Source organism: Acinetobacter sp. RW6, assembly GCF_041956835.1.
Lineage (GTDB): Bacteria > Pseudomonadota > Gammaproteobacteria > Pseudomonadales > Moraxellaceae > Acinetobacter > Acinetobacter calcoaceticus.
This window is the reverse complement of the sequence record NZ_CP167121.1, coordinates 2790784-2804669: the sequence shown is the minus strand read 5'-3', so window position 1 is coordinate 2804669 and position 13886 is coordinate 2790784. Positions and strand designations below refer to the sequence as shown.

Here is a 13886-nt window from a genome sequence, read left to right as displayed (position 1 = left end):
ATGAAAACAGAAACCACCATACAAGGTCTTGCAGCTTCTTTAAATCCTGCTAGAGCTGCACGTAAAATTATTGGTTTTGTCCCAACAATGGGAAATCTACATGAAGGACATCTCACACTTGTTCGTGAAGCGAAAAAGTTATGTGATGTTGTGGTTGTGAGCATTTTCGTAAATCCGACTCAATTTGGACCGGGCGAAGATTTTGACAACTATCCTCGTACTTTAGAACAAGATAGTCGTCTATTGGCTGATGTAGGCTGTGACATTATTTTTGCGCCATCAGTTGAGCAAATGTACGGTACACAACCGCGTTTAACGAACATAAGTGTAAACCAGATTACAGATGCTTTATGTGGTAGTTCACGTCCGGGACACTTTGATGGTGTAGCTTTGGTTGTGACTAAGCTCTTTAATATTGTGCAACCTAACTACGCTTTCTTTGGACAAAAAGATTACCAGCAGTTAGCAGTTATTCGCCAGTTTGTACAAGATTTAAATATCCCTTTAGAAGTGATTGGTGTGCCAATTGTTCGTGCAGCAGATGGCTTGGCACTTAGCTCAAGAAATGGTTATTTAAGCGATGAGCACCGTCAGGTGGCTCCGGTTATTTACCAAAGTTTGAAGCAGGCTGAACAGCAGTTACATCAAGGCAAAGATTTGCAACAAGTTGTAGAAGATATCAAAACTCAGTTGACAGATAATGGTTTTGTTGTTGATTATGTCGAAGCTCGTCAGACAAATCTGTTACCTGCTACTCAATTTGATCGTGATATTGTGTTATTTGTCGCGGCAAAACTGGGTGCAACCCGTTTGATTGACAATTTAGAAGTTGCCTTTACACCCCAATAAAGAGATCAAAGGACAGCCATGCCATGAAGCGTATACTTATCGTGACAGGACAGTCTGGTTCAGGAAAATCTTCAGCCCTTCAAGTATTAGAAGATTTGGGCTATTACTGTATTGATAATTTGCCTTTGGCATTGCTGCCTGAAATTGTGGCAAAGCTAGATCATGAAAATAATCTGGAGCAATTGGCTTTAGGTGTGGATGTAAGAAGTACTCGGGCAGATATGCAAGAGTTCGATCATGTTTTTGAGCAATTACAAAGACATGGCACGGTTGATGTTATTTACCTTACTACGCAAGATCAGGATCTGATTGCGCGTTTTAGTGCATCGCGTCGCCCACATCCATTAGCCAACCGTTTTAAAAGTCTGTTGCAATGTATTCATGAAGAAAAGCAGTTATTGCTTCCAATTCAGTTCCGCGCTACGGTTCATATTGATACAACGGATAAAAGCGTTCATGATTTAAAGCATATTTTACTGTCTAAATTGGGGCAGTCAGATAAGCTTATTGTCATATTGCAGTCCTTTGGATATAAACATGGCATACCTTTAGATGCCGATTATGTTTTTGATGTACGGCATTTACCAAATCCGCATTGGGATTTAGAATTAAGACGTTTTTCTGGTTTGGATGAGCCAGTAAGACAATTTTTAGAAGCAAGTCCACAAGCAAACGAAATGTTTGATGATATTCTTCACTTCTTAAAAAAATGGCTTCCAGCATTTGCTGAAGGACATCGTCACTATATGACGATTTCTATTGGTTGCACTGGAGGTCAACATCGTTCGGTTTATATCGTAGATAGACTAAAACAAGCACTTGAGGCAGAATGGTCTGTTCAGGTCTTACACAGAGAAATGAAGCACTGGTCATGATAGACACAACTGTTGATGTAATTAATAAACTCGGTTTACATGCTCGTGCATCAGGAAAACTGATAGAGGTCACTACAAAGTTTCGTTCGTCGATCCAGATTGGGAAAGGCGACCATTTGGTAGATGCAAAAAATATTATGTCTTTGCTGATGTTAGGTGCAGGTAAAGGGACCACTTTGCGATTGGTCATTGATGGTACCGACGAAGAACAGGCATTAAATGAAGTACTGGCGTTATTCGCAGCAAAATTTTATGAGGCAGATTAATCGTGGCACGTGGTTCCCAACGTTATACTGAAGAAGATTTCGGTTCTTTAGAAGGACGTGCAAGCAAAACCGAACAGAAAAAAGCAGTGCAACGCATGGCTGCTTTAGGTGAGCAACTCGCACAACTTTCTATTAAACAAATTCAGAAACTTCCAGTTGATGAGCGTTTAATTGATGCTTTAATGGAAGTGCAGAACATTAGTTCTTTTGAAGCACGTCGTCGCCAATTTCAACGTATTGGTAAGTTATTGCGCAATGAAGATGAGACTATTATTTTGTCTTATTTAACCCCGCAGCAAGGCGCAAAAAGACAGGCTCAATTAATGCGTTGGGTTGACCGCATGATTGAACAGGGTGATCCTGCAATTACTGAATTTAGTAAAATTTATAATGCATCGGAACGTCACACCTTGCGTCAGCATGTGTTGAGAATCAACCGCGATAAAACTCAACAGGCGAGTGAAGCAGATCTCGAGGCATCAAAAGTTAAATTTGTTAACTATGTACAGCAAATTGCATTATTGTCTGATCAAGGCTAAATGCACTTAAATAAAAAAAGCGACGCTAAAGGCGTCGCTTTTTTTATTTATATATTTTCAGCACGTTTTTTTGCCCATTCACGCAAAATAAACTTTTGTAATTTTCCGGTCGATGTTTTTGGAATTTCTGTAATGACCACATCTTTGGGAACTTTAAAGCGTGCTAACTCTTTTTGGCAATGTGCAATAATTTCTTCAGGTGTTGCTGTAGCACCCATTTTTAATTCAATAAATGCGCAGGGTACTTCTTGCCAACGGGCATCGGGTTTAGCAACGACCGCAGCAGTTAAAACAGCTGGATGTTTGTACAACACATCCTCTATTTCTAGAGAGGAAATATTTTCTCCACCTGAAATAATAATGTCTTTCGAGCGATCAGTAATTTTTGCATAACCATCGGGATGGCAAACTGCTAAGTCTCCCGTATGGAACCATCCACCAGCAAAAGCTTCTTGGGTTGCTTGGGGATTCTTTAAATATCCTTTCATGACAATATTGCCACGGAACATGATTTCTCCCATGGTTTGTCCATCGTTTGGTACAGGTTGCATGGTTTCTGGGTCTAATACACGCATACTGTCTTGTAATGGATAGGGCACGCCTTGACGGGAATGAAGTTGGGCTTGTTCGGCAATTGAGAGCTCATTCCATCCTGATTGCGAAGCGCACAAGGCAGAAGGCCCGTAAGTTTCAGTTAAACCATACACATGGTTTACGTTAATCCCCATATTGCGCATACCTTCAATAATAGCAACAGGAGGAGCTGCTCCGGCAACCATCACTTCAACATGGTGATCAAAGTCAGTTTGCTTTTCTTTAGGTAAGTTAATAATCATTGAAAGAACAATAGGGGCACCACAGAAATAATCAACTTTATGTTTTGCAATGAGTTGCATGACTAATTCTGGGTCAACCTTGCGCAAACAAATATTGGTTCCACCGCTGGCTGCGATACTCCATGCAAAACACCAACCATTACAATGAAAGAGAGGTAATGTCCATAAATACACAGCGCGAGGTTTCATTCCGCAGGCCAATATGTTACTTGCAGCGTTTAAATAAGCGCCCCGATGATGATAAACAACGCCTTTAGGATTACCTGTTGTGCCTGAAGTGTAGCTTAAGCTAATTGCATCCCATTCATCATCTGGTAAATGCCATACAAAATTAATGTCGCCTTGGGCTATCCATTCTTCATATTCAAAAGAGCCAATAAACTGATTCTCGCCCTCATATTCATCATCAGCTACATCAATCACAATAATGTGTTGGTCGGGAATAAGAGAGAGGGCTTCTCTTGCCAGATTAACAAATTCAGGGTCAACCAAAAGCACTTTGCTTTCAGCATGTTCTAACATGAAAGCTATTGTTTTTGCATCTAAGCGTGTATTGAGCGTATTGAGCACAGCCCCGGCCATTGGAACTGCGAAATGTGCTTCGATCATCGCTGGCACATTAGGCAATAAAACTGATACCGTATCATTTTTACCAATTCCGAGTTGTTTGAGCTGAGAAGCAAACTGGCAACAACGTTGGTAAGTTTCTTTCCATGAAATTTGGCGTTTACCATGAATAATCGAAGCTTGATTTGGATAAATATAAGCTGCACGCTCTAAGTAGCGTAGAGGTGATAATGCAACAAAGTTTGCGGGTGTGCGTGGTAATTCATCATAAGCACTAGCCATGTGAAACAACTCCGTGTTCTATTTTTAATTCATTCTTTGAAAATATGACTTAATACTCATCAAAGCATCTATGCTTTAGTCTTAAAGGGAAATACCCTCCAGTCAGAAAATGAGCAGAAATGCTATTTTCTTCATCTTAAACCACTTGTGTTGAACATGTTTAAAAAATCATCTCAATATGTTTTTAAGTCATTTAATGCTGTTTACCTGATAAGCAAAATGTATTTATGATTTTATGGGCTCAAAGGTTTTCACTTTGCTTGAACAAGTGTAAAATCTTTCAGGTTTTTTAATTTTGATTTACACCGTTTTTATATTTTGAGGTTCGCCTCGATCATAATCTCGCGGTGAAATGCTCCTTCGTATAGGGCATCACTCCTTAAGGATTTTTTTATGCCAATTATCACATTGCCAAATGGCGATCAAAAGAATTTTGATCACGCTGTATCTGTTATGGAAGTTGCCCAAAGTATCGGGCCTGGTCTAGCAAAAAATACTGTTGCTGGACGTGTGAATGATCGCTTAGTTGATGCATGTGACTTAATTACCGAAGATTCGACCTTACAAATTATCACTCCAAAAGATGAAGAAGGTCTTGAAATAATTCGCCATTCTTGTGCGCATCTTGTAGGGCACGCTGTTAAACAGCTTTTCCCTGAAGCCAAGATGGTGATTGGTCCAGTCATTGAAGAAGGTTTTTACTACGACATCTGGATGCCAAGTCCTTTTACATTAGACGATATGGCAGCTGTCGAAGAGCGCATGAAAAAGCTCATCGATCAAGATTACGATGTTGTTAAAAAAATGACACCACGTGATGAAGTCATTGCTGAATTTACTGCACGTGGCGAAGAATACAAATTACGCTTGATTGCAGACATGCCTGAAGAAACACAAATGGGCTTGTACTACCATCAAGATTATTTAGATATGTGTCGTGGTCCACATGTACCGAACACTAAATTTTTAAAATCGTTTAAGCTGACAAAAATCTCTGGCGCTTACTGGCGTGGTGATGCGAAGAACGAACAGCTTCAACGTATTTATGGTACTGCATGGGCTGATAAGAAACAGCTTGCTGCATACATCAAACGTATTGAAGAAGCTGAAAAGCGCGACCACCGTAAAATTGGTAAAGCTCTAGACTTGTTCCATATGCAAGAAGAAGCACCGGGTATGGTGTTTTGGCATCCAAACGGTTGGACGATTTACCAAGTTCTTGAACAATACATGCGTAAAGTTCAGCAAGACAATGGTTACCTTGAGATTAAAACACCACAAATCGTAGACTTTACGCTTTGGGAAAAATCAGGTCATGCAGCGAACTACGCAGACAACATGTTTACGACTCATTCTGAAAGTCGTAATTATGCGGTTAAACCGATGAACTGCCCATGTCACGTGCAAGTTTTCAACCAAGGTTTGAAGTCTTACCGTGATTTGCCAATTCGTTTAGCAGAGTTCGGTTCTTGTCACCGTAATGAACCATCTGGTTCTTTACACGGCATTATGCGTGTACGTGGCTTTACACAAGATGACGCACATATCTTCTGTACTAAAGAGCAAATCGGTCAAGAAGTTGCAGATTTTATTAAACTGACGCTTGATGTTTATAAAGATTTTGGCTTTGAAGAAGTGCAAATGAAACTTTCTACACGTCCAGAAAAACGTGTGGGTGAGGATGCACTTTGGGATATGGCTGAGAAATCTTTAGCAGATGCTTTAGATGCTGCAGGGTTAGAATGGGAATTACAACCAGGTGAAGGCGCATTCTACGGTCCGAAAATTGAATTCTCATTGAAAGACTGTCTCGGACGTGTATGGCAATGTGGTACTATTCAGTGTGACTTCAACTTACCAGAACGTTTAGATGCGTCTTATGTGACTGAAGACAATGATCGTGATCAGCCTGTTATGTTGCATCGTGCAATTCTTGGCAGTTTTGAGCGTTTTATTGGTATACTAATTGAACACTACGCTGGTTTCATGCCACCTTGGTTGTCACCGTTACAAGCATGTGTCATGAATATCACGGACTCTCAAGCTGAAGCTTGTGAGAAAGTCGTAGCAAAACTCAAAGAAAATGGTCTTCGTGCCATTTCTGACTTGAGAAATGAAAAAATCGGATTTAAGATTCGTGAGCGTACTCTAGAGCGTATTCCTTACTTGTTAGTTCTTGGTGATCGAGAAGTTGAAGAAGGTACAGTGAATGTACGTACCCGCTCAGGAAAAAATTTAGGTACTATGTCAGTAGATGCATTCATTGACTTAGTGAAGTCTGCCGTCGCCGAACGTGGCCGGTATATTGTGGAGTAAGAAAGATTAAACAGCCTGACCGTAACCAACAACAAGGTGCAAAAAGCAACCGTCCAGCAATTAATGATGAGATCCGTGCAAAAGAAGTACGCCTCGTCGGTGCTGAAGGTGAGCAAAAAGGAATTGTTTCATTAAGTGAAGCACTGCGTGCTGCTGAAGAGGTTGAACTTGATCTTGTTGAGATCGTTGCAAACGCCGAGCCGCCTGTTTGTAAAATTATGGATTACAACAAGCACTTGTTTGACCTGAAGCAGAAGCAAAAAGATGCGAAGAAAAAACAGCATCAAGTGCAAGTGAAGGAAATCAAACTGCGCCCTGCAACTGATGTTGGTGATTATCAAGTTAAGCTTCGTGCTATTTTGAAATTCCTTGAAGAAGGAAACAAGGTAAAGATTACTTTACGTTTCCGTGGTCGTGAAATGGCTCACCAACAGCTTGGCTTAGCTCAATTGCAAAAAATTGAAGTAGATGTAGCTGAGTTTGGGGTTGTGGAACAAGCACCAAAAATGGAAGGCCGTCAAATGGGTATGTTACTTGGACCGAAAAAGAAAAAGTAATACTCAAAAAAAGCACTGCAAAAGCAGTGCTTTTTTATAACTAAATACAAATAAAAAAGATGATTTAATTTTTCTCTATTCAGTTTCATTTAAGACAATTAATATATTTTTCTATGAAATTCAATTCTCGAATTTTATGTGTTTTTTGGTGTTGGAAATCTCATAGTCTTTCTTAAAACATGATATAAACCAAGACGCAGTCATGATAATGATGAATAGGAAAATAGAATGATTGATCTATATTATTGGGGAACTCCCAATGGACATAAAATCACAATTGCCTTAGAAGAAATGGGACTGGATTACACTCTTTATCCAATCAATATTTTAGAAAATGATCAATTTCAACCAGACTTCTTGAGAATTTCCCCAAATAATAAAATTCCTGCGATTGTTGATCAAGATGGACCCCGTGGTGAGCCAATTTCTATATTTGAGTCGGGCGCTATCTTGCAATATTTAGGTAGAAAAACTGGATTATTTTATCCAACTGATGAGCAAGAGCGAGTTGAGGTTGAGCAATGGCTCATGTGGCAAATGGGTGGTTTAGGACCTATGCTTGGGCAAAATCATCATTTCAATCGTTTTGCCCCAGAAAAAATCCCCTATGCGATAGACCGCTATATTAATGAAACTAAACGTTTATATAGTGTACTTAACAAACAACTCATTGGTCAGAAGTTTGTCGCTGGTGAATACTCTATTGCGGACATGGCAATTTTACCTTGGATTTTACGTTATGAATGGCAAGGTATTCAGATTGAAGACTATCCATACGTACAAGAATATATTGTACGTTTAACAGCACGCCCCGCAGTTCAGAAAGCACTATCAATTAAAGTGGCCTAATTTCTTGCTTGGATTTAGTAAATGCTTAAAGCAAAAAGTCGTTTGGTGTGATTGATTATGCTGAGTTACTTTTTGCTTTTTATCAGTGCTTTTGGCGCTGCGACATTACTACCTCTACAGTCTGAAGCAGTATTGGCGACCTTGTTATTAAAGGGGCAATATTCAGCTTTGCTTTTAATTGGTATAGCTACTTTGGGCAATGTCTTGGGTTCTTGCGTTAATTGGTGGCTAGGCCTAAAGATAGAACAATTTAAACATCGTAAGTGGTTTCCGGTTTCTGGAAAGCGTTTACAACAAGCGCAGAGCTTTTACCATAAATATGGATTTTACTCTTTATTGTTAAGTTGGGTTCCCGTAATTGGTGATCCCATTACTTTGGTTGCTGGACTATTCAAAGAAAATTTTTGGCGCTTTCTGGGTATAGTCATTATTGCTAAGGCAGGACGCTATTTGTTTATTTACTGGTTAGTAATGGGTTTTATTTAAAATAAAAAAGCATCCGAAGATGCTTGAATTATAAATATGTATTTAGTCTTCTGAGCTTTTGGTAATGTCCACTTTAAATAGATCATTAGTTTTGAGCCAACAGAAAGTCACAACAACAAGCGTCATACAGCCTCCGAAAATAGTCGCTGTAATAGTTCCCAAATATTTAGCTGCTAAGCCTGACTCAAAAGCTCCTAATTCATTACTCGAAGACACAAACATGCCATTTACAGCGGCTACGCGTCCCCGCATATTTTCTGGTGGGAAAATTTGCAAAATGGTTTGTCTTACAACAACAGAAATACTGTCACATGCACCTGTCATAGCAAGCGCAAAAAGAGATAACCACATATTGTTTGAGAAGGCGAATAGAATGGTGAATACTCCAAAACCTGCTACAGCAAGTAACATGTTACGCCATGCATGTTGAGTAGGAGGGAAGCGGGTTAAGGCAATCATGGTAATGAGTGCGCCAATAGATGGAGCAGCTCGCAAATATCCAAGCCCTTCAGGACCGACTTTTAATATATCTTCTGCAAAAATGGGTAATAACGCGATAACGCCACCAAATAAAACAGAAGCTAAATCAAGAGAAATCGCCCAAAGAACAATTTTGGTTTTCCAGATAAAACGGAAACCTTCTCCTAAGCTTTCTAAAATATTGTCAGTTTCAATTTTAGGAAAATTACGTTTATGCAATAAGTTAATTAAAATAAAGCAAATACCAAGTAAAACAGCAACGCTAAATAGGCTGGTTTCTCTGCCTAAATAAGCAAGCATAAAACCACCAAGCATTGGTCCAATAATTACACCACTTTGCCAGCCTATCGTTGTCCATGTCGCACCATTTGCATAGAGTTCGCGTGGAATTAAAAATGGTTTTAATGATGTTGCAGAAGGATTGTAGAAACCTCGGATTGTTCCTAAGCCAAAAATGACTGTATAAATTCCCCAAGAAAGGAAGTTAACACTGATGTGTTCTAAACCATGTAAATGGAAAAGTAACCATAAAACCAAGGGCAGAGGAACTGAGAAAAATAAACAGATTTTCATAATGAGCTGTTTATTAAACCTATCTGCGAAATAACCTCCCCAAAGAGAAAGGGCAATAAATGGAATTGCTTCTGCAAGTCCGATTAAACCTAAGGTCAGTGGATCTTTGGTGATTTGATATAATGAGTAGGCAACAATAATTTCTTGAATCAAAATTGCGAGCGTTAAGCAAAATTGATTGATCGTAACGATAGAGAAATCCCGATACCGTAATGCAGCGAAAGCATCATTTTGTATATTCATATTCTTTTGAATTTAAGCATTTGTACTTATTATAGGGGATGATTTTATGGATTTTCTCGTAATTTGATAATTGATTATAGAAAATAACGTTTATATAAAATAGACAATTTAATATCAAAAAATGAGCATTTTACTTTTGTTTTAAGTTGGGATGCTTTAGAATATCGGCTCCCTTACCTGCAGGTCGTTTTTGCAATGGTGCAAACGTTCCGAACAGGTGTTCAAAAGAGGTTGTTATGCCTAAGATGAAAACTCGCCGCGGTGCTGCTAAACGCTTCAAGGCGACTGCACACGGTTTTAAGCGCAAACAAGCATTTAAGCGCCACATTTTGACCAAAAAATCTGCTAAACGTATCCGTCAATTACGCGGCTGTGTAATGGTTCATGTTTCTGACGTGAACTCAGTTCGTCGTATGTGCCCATACATCTAAGGAGATTATAAATGGCTCGTGTAAAACGTGGTGTAGTGGCTCATCGTCGTCACAAAAAAATTCTTGCTCGCGCTAAAGGTTACTATGGTGCTCGTTCACGCGTTTACCGCGTAGCGTTCCAAGCGGTAATCAAAGCTGGTCAATACGCTTATCGTGACCGCCGTCAAAAGAAACGTCAATTCCGTGCTCTATGGATTGCGCGTATCAATGCTGGTGCTCGTCAAAACGGTTTGTCTTACAGCCGTATGATCGATGGCTTGAAAAAAGCTCAAGTGATCATCGACCGTCGCGTATTAGCTGACATCGCTATGCATGATGCAGTAGCATTTGCTGCTTTAGCTGAAAAAGCTAAAGGCGCATTAGCTGCATAAGCTTAGAGATTCAAAAAAAGGCCGCTTTTTAGCGGTCTTTTTTATTTTTAGTGGTTCTGTTTTAAAAAAGATAATAACCAGAGATAAATTATGAAAGATGAAAATTTTTTAGATGACTTAATTCAAAAAGTGCAAAAAGGTGATCAGTTTAAATATTTATATTTTTGGGGGCATACTCCTAAGCAAGCTGATCTTATTGATAAGAGTTGTTTTAGTCAGTGGTATCCAGTGCAATTTAAAGATGAGGGTATTAAATACCTTACTGCTGAGCACTATATGATGGCGCAAAAAGCAAAATTATTTAATGATGAAGAAATCTTTGCACAGATCTTGCAAGTTAAGCATCCGAATGAAGCAAAACAACTAGGTCGTAAAGTGCGCAATTATGATGAAAAGATATGGCAAGAAAAACGTTTTGATATCGTGGTGCAGGCAAACTTTGTTAAATTCTCTCAGCATCCTGAATTGAAAAATTTCTTATTAGCAACGAAAGACCATATTTTAGTTGAAGCATCTCCAGTAGATAAAATTTGGGGGATTGGTATGGCGCAAGATCATTTACATATTCAAGACCCATCTCAATGGCAAGGTTTAAATTTGTTGGGCTTTGCTTTAATGCATGTTCGGGAGCAGCTTTTAGCTCAATAAATTTGTTTTAAAAAATTTATACTTAACTTTAAAAAGTAGTGATGTGCGGGGAACGAATTGAAATCATTAAATGAAAGAGAAATTCGTATAGCCACCTTTAAGGATGCATTATCTATTGCAGAAGTGCATGTACAGTGCTGGAAAGAAACTTATACAGGTATGCTTAAGCAAGAAATATTGGATGAGCTTAAAGTACTAGATAAGGAGCTACTGTGGAAAGAAATAGCCAAAAGCCCTGATCATAAGTTATTTATCTATACTGAAAATGGAATGGTAAAAGGCTTTCTCGATGGTTATCTGAGCCCTGAGAATAATATTGCTGAAATTCTTGCCTTTTATCTTTTGGAAGAAATTCAAAGGCAAGGTATAGGTCGCGAGTTATTTCAAAAGTTCTATCAATGTGCATTAAATCAAGGCTACGCTTTTATTCGTTTAGAAGTTTTTAATAAAAATCCAAGCCGTTTCTTCTATGAAAAAATGGGAGCCAAAGTAATTGGCGAAACCGAACTACCTGAGTTCGGCCTCGAAATAACAGAATTATTTTATCAATGGGAACTGTAATCTTGATTAAAGGCCAAAATAATAGGCCAAGGCACAAATAATAATCGTTAAAACAATCAGCTTAATAACGCCTGAACCAGTGCCTTTATGGTGGTGAGATTTCAAATGTTGTGGATTTTCATTTGATTGCTCAAACGGAGAAGCCTTAACGACTGGAATTATTTGAGCTGTTTGGTAGTGATTAGCAGTCTTAACAATAAGCTTGGCAAACAAATCATCAGTTTTTTGCGTGAAATTTCTTAAATTAATGAGTTGTTCTTGGTCTAGCTCTTCTCCTAAAGGATCATTTGCAAGTCGCTTCTTTTGTTCTAAATAGTTGGTTAATGCTTGAGTACGAGATAAAAGCTGGTGAGCATAATCTGCAGGATAATTCTCTGGAATTAAAGCAAGTTTTGGTTCTTGGCTCGTAATGTTTGTACCATCAAAATAAGCTTTTTGAAACTCTGGTTCTTCAAAACCTGCTGCATATTTACTACGAAATAATTCACTGTCCATAAAGTCCGCTATTTCTTGCCATGGCGGATTTTTTAAATCTGCTTCAATTTTTTTTGATAATTTTTCAGTTAGTTCAAAACGCCAGAAAGTTTCTAAACGAAGCTCGCAGGTTTGTGAAGGAGGGGCCTCAAACTCATTATCATTGTTATACCATTCAGCAAGTTCATGGCCGAAAATCCATGCAAATTTCTTATTATTTTCATGGCTCACAATAAAATGAGTATAAGGTAAAAGCTCAACATTGCTGTTTGGATTTTGCTCTTCATTTAGAAGGCTTGATAAATGTAAGCTAAGCTGAGTGGTACCTTGTTTCTTTAAAGCTTCTAACCAAACTTGAAAGTGTTGAGCAAGCAAATGTTGTGAAGCTAAGTCACGAAATTGAAAACTATGGTGGTCAAAAATATGATGTTGTCGCCATTGGTTAAAGCTTAAATTCTGGCGGAGGTATTCATTACCATACGTTACAAGCGTAAGTTGTTGTTTCCAAATTTGATTGAGCGCCATAATAGTTGATCTCATTGACGATGCTATTATCTTATACGTTTTATCTTTTTGTTGCCTAATACATTTTTCATGATGGATAAACTTCATCAATTCGATGAAAAACTGTTAGAATGCAGTGTTTTATTATATTTTTTTAATTTGTTGCTTTGAGAGTTAATATGTCACTGGAAGCCCTGACCACAGAAGCGCTTGCTGCCATTGCAGCAGCTCAAGACCTTGTTGCACTTGATCAGGTACGTGTGCAATTTACAGGGAAAAAAAGCCAGCTTGCAGAACAATCGAAAGCATTAGGGAAAATGGACCCTGAAGAACGCAAAGTACAAGGTGCTGCGATTCATGCTGTTCGAGAAACAATTAATACTGCTTTAACAGAACGTCAAGCAGCATTACAGCAGGCAGCACTTGAGCAAAAGCTAGCAAGTGAAACGATTGATATTACTTTGCCGGGCCGCGGTCAGCGTGTTGGTACAGTCCATCCTGTTACTCAAGTACAAGAAAGAATTTGTCAGTTCTTCACTAAAGCTGGTTTTACAGTCGCGACTGGTCCAGAAGTTGAAGATGATTATCACAATTTTGAAGCATTAAATATTCCTGGTCACCATCCAGCGCGTGCTATGCACGATACTTTCTATTTTGATGCCACTCATTTACTGCGTACGCATACGTCTGGTGTACAGATTCGTACAATGGAAACAAGTGAACCGCCAATTCGTATTGTATGTCCTGGGCGTGTTTATCGTTGTGACTCAGACCAAACGCATTCACCTATGTTCCATCAGATCGAAGGTCTATACGTTGCCGAGAACACCAGCTTTGCTGAGTTAAAAGGTTTATTGATTAATCTGCTTAATGAATTTTTTGAAAAAGATTTAAAGGTACGTTTCCGTCCATCATATTTCCCGTTTACTGAACCAAGTGCAGAAGTAGATATTATGGATGAACGTGGCCGTTGGTTAGAAGTTTTAGGCTGTGGCATGGTACATCCAAATGTATTACGTGCTGCTGGTATTGATCCTGATAAATACAAAGGCTTTGCTTTTGGTTTAGGGGTAGAGCGTTTTGCAATGTTGCGTTATGGCATTAATGACTTGCGTATGTTCTATCAAAATGATGTGCGTTTCTTACGCCAATTTGCCTAACAGTTTTTCAGGATTAAAA

At 38.8% G+C, this 13886-nt stretch carries 16 protein-coding genes; 13 read left to right on the top strand and 3 right to left on the bottom strand.

Annotated elements, in window-relative coordinates:
- Genes panC through yjgA form a run of 4 tightly spaced genes read left to right on the top strand, consistent with a single transcriptional unit; the run spans window position 1 to window position 2529 of the window.
- The gene (gene panC, locus ACB088_RS13265) at window positions 1-849 is read left to right on the top strand and encodes a pantoate--beta-alanine ligase (protein ID WP_005036795.1); all 849 of its coding nucleotides are present in this window, start codon (window positions 1-3) and stop codon (window positions 847-849) included.
- A gap of 23 nt (window positions 850-872) precedes the next feature.
- Complete coding sequence (gene rapZ, locus ACB088_RS13260) at window positions 873-1724, top strand: RNase adapter RapZ (protein ID WP_003655028.1); 852 nt, start codon at window positions 873-875, stop codon at window positions 1722-1724.
- A complete protein-coding gene (locus tag ACB088_RS13255) occupies window positions 1721-1990 on the top strand; it encodes an HPr family phosphocarrier protein (protein ID WP_013198928.1) in 270 nt (89 codons plus the stop codon). The genes rapZ and ACB088_RS13255 overlap by 4 nt, the downstream gene beginning before the upstream one ends.
- 2 nt (window positions 1991-1992) lie before the next feature.
- Window positions 1993-2529 (top strand): ribosome biogenesis factor YjgA, encoded by a 537-nt coding sequence (yjgA, locus tag ACB088_RS13250; RefSeq protein WP_375037195.1) that lies wholly within the window; start codon window positions 1993-1995, stop codon window positions 2527-2529.
- Between the two features lie 47 nt (window positions 2530-2576).
- On the opposite strand, the gene ACB088_RS13245 is transcribed toward yjgA, so the two are convergent.
- Window positions 2577-4214, bottom strand: coding sequence for an acyl-CoA synthetase (locus tag ACB088_RS13245; RefSeq protein ID WP_375037194.1), 1638 nt, complete (start codon window positions 4212-4214; stop codon window positions 2577-2579).
- A gap of 393 nt (window positions 4215-4607) precedes the next feature.
- Between ACB088_RS13245 and thrS the strand changes: the two genes are divergently transcribed.
- The 4 genes from thrS (at window position 4608) to ACB088_RS13225 (ending at window position 8422) form a co-directional block, all read left to right on the top strand.
- On the top strand, window positions 4608-6530 hold the full coding sequence (gene thrS / locus ACB088_RS13240; protein WP_375037193.1) for a threonine--tRNA ligase: 1923 nt from the start codon (window positions 4608-4610) through the stop codon (window positions 6528-6530).
- 5 nt (window positions 6531-6535) lie between these two features.
- On the top strand, window positions 6536-7087 hold the full coding sequence (gene infC / locus ACB088_RS13235) for a translation initiation factor IF-3 (RefSeq protein WP_080026316.1): 552 nt from the start codon (window positions 6536-6538) through the stop codon (window positions 7085-7087).
- Between the two features lie 228 nt (window positions 7088-7315).
- Entirely contained in the window at window positions 7316-7936 is a 621-nt protein-coding gene (locus ACB088_RS13230; RefSeq protein ID WP_017391235.1) for a glutathione S-transferase N-terminal domain-containing protein, read from the top strand.
- A gap of 57 nt (window positions 7937-7993) precedes the next feature.
- Entirely contained in the window at window positions 7994-8422 is a 429-nt protein-coding gene (locus ACB088_RS13225; protein WP_375037192.1) for a YqaA family protein, read from the top strand.
- Window positions 8423-8464: 42 nt separating this feature from the next.
- Here the strand turns inward: ACB088_RS13225 and nreB are convergent, their stop codons facing one another.
- Window positions 8465-9718: a nickel resistance MFS transporter NreB gene (nreB, locus tag ACB088_RS13220; RefSeq protein ID WP_375037191.1), complete on the bottom strand. Its 1254-nt coding sequence runs from the start codon at window positions 9716-9718 to the stop codon at window positions 8465-8467.
- Between the two features lie 236 nt (window positions 9719-9954).
- Between nreB and rpmI the strand changes: the two genes are divergently transcribed.
- The 4 genes from rpmI to ACB088_RS13200 all read left to right on the top strand — a co-directional run bounded on the left by rpmI (window position 9955) and on the right by ACB088_RS13200 (window position 11729).
- Window positions 9955-10149 (top strand): 50S ribosomal protein L35, encoded by a 195-nt coding sequence (gene rpmI, locus ACB088_RS13215; protein ID WP_003655048.1) that lies wholly within the window; start codon window positions 9955-9957, stop codon window positions 10147-10149.
- Between the two features lie 11 nt (window positions 10150-10160).
- Window positions 10161-10520: a 50S ribosomal protein L20 gene (rplT, locus tag ACB088_RS13210; RefSeq protein ID WP_000124858.1), complete on the top strand. Its 360-nt coding sequence runs from the start codon at window positions 10161-10163 to the stop codon at window positions 10518-10520.
- A gap of 90 nt (window positions 10521-10610) precedes the next feature.
- Window positions 10611-11168 carry an NADAR family protein gene (locus ACB088_RS13205; protein WP_375037190.1) on the top strand — a complete coding sequence of 186 codons (558 nt, stop codon included), beginning with the start codon at window positions 10611-10613 and terminating at the stop codon, window positions 11166-11168.
- A 57-nt stretch (window positions 11169-11225) separates the two neighbouring features.
- Window positions 11226-11729, top strand: a complete 504-nt coding sequence (locus tag ACB088_RS13200) for a GNAT family N-acetyltransferase (RefSeq protein WP_375037189.1) — start codon at window positions 11226-11228, stop codon at window positions 11727-11729.
- A gap of 6 nt (window positions 11730-11735) precedes the next feature.
- Here the strand turns inward: ACB088_RS13200 and ACB088_RS13195 are convergent, their stop codons facing one another.
- Window positions 11736-12728, bottom strand: a complete 993-nt coding sequence (locus tag ACB088_RS13195; protein WP_375038808.1) for a hypothetical protein — start codon at window positions 12726-12728, stop codon at window positions 11736-11738.
- A 158-nt stretch (window positions 12729-12886) separates the two neighbouring features.
- On the opposite strand from ACB088_RS13195, the gene pheS reads away from it, so the two are divergent.
- Complete coding sequence (gene pheS, locus ACB088_RS13190) at window positions 12887-13867, top strand: phenylalanine--tRNA ligase subunit alpha (RefSeq protein WP_003655056.1); 981 nt, start codon at window positions 12887-12889, stop codon at window positions 13865-13867.
- The last annotated feature ends 19 nt before the right edge of the window (window positions 13868-13886 follow it).

Excerpts from the sequence above, each read along its gene's own strand:
- ACB088_RS13255 (WP_013198928.1), top strand. The coding sequence starts at position 1,721 with ATGATAGACACAACTGTTGATGTAATTAATAAACTCGGTTTACATGCT.
- ACB088_RS13245 (WP_375037194.1), bottom strand. The coding sequence starts at position 4,214 with ATGGCTAGTGCTTATGATGAATTACCACGCACACCCGCAAACTTTGTT.
- panC (WP_005036795.1), top strand. The coding sequence starts at position 1 with ATGAAAACAGAAACCACCATACAAGGTCTTGCAGCTTCTTTAAATCCT.
- nreB (WP_375037191.1), bottom strand. The coding sequence starts at position 9,718 with ATGAATATACAAAATGATGCTTTCGCTGCATTACGGTATCGGGATTTC.
- rpmI (WP_003655048.1), top strand. The coding sequence starts at position 9,955 with ATGCCTAAGATGAAAACTCGCCGCGGTGCTGCTAAACGCTTCAAGGCG.
- ACB088_RS13225 (WP_375037192.1), top strand. The coding sequence starts at position 7,994 with ATGCTGAGTTACTTTTTGCTTTTTATCAGTGCTTTTGGCGCTGCGACA.
- thrS (WP_375037193.1), top strand. The coding sequence starts at position 4,608 with ATGCCAATTATCACATTGCCAAATGGCGATCAAAAGAATTTTGATCAC.
- pheS (WP_003655056.1), top strand. The coding sequence starts at position 12,887 with ATGTCACTGGAAGCCCTGACCACAGAAGCGCTTGCTGCCATTGCAGCA.
- ACB088_RS13230 (WP_017391235.1), top strand. The coding sequence starts at position 7,316 with ATGATTGATCTATATTATTGGGGAACTCCCAATGGACATAAAATCACA.
- rplT (WP_000124858.1), top strand. The coding sequence starts at position 10,161 with ATGGCTCGTGTAAAACGTGGTGTAGTGGCTCATCGTCGTCACAAAAAA.
- ACB088_RS13205 (WP_375037190.1), top strand. The coding sequence starts at position 10,611 with ATGAAAGATGAAAATTTTTTAGATGACTTAATTCAAAAAGTGCAAAAA.
- ACB088_RS13195 (WP_375038808.1), bottom strand. The coding sequence starts at position 12,728 with ATGGCGCTCAATCAAATTTGGAAACAACAACTTACGCTTGTAACGTAT.
- rapZ (WP_003655028.1), top strand. The coding sequence starts at position 873 with ATGAAGCGTATACTTATCGTGACAGGACAGTCTGGTTCAGGAAAATCT.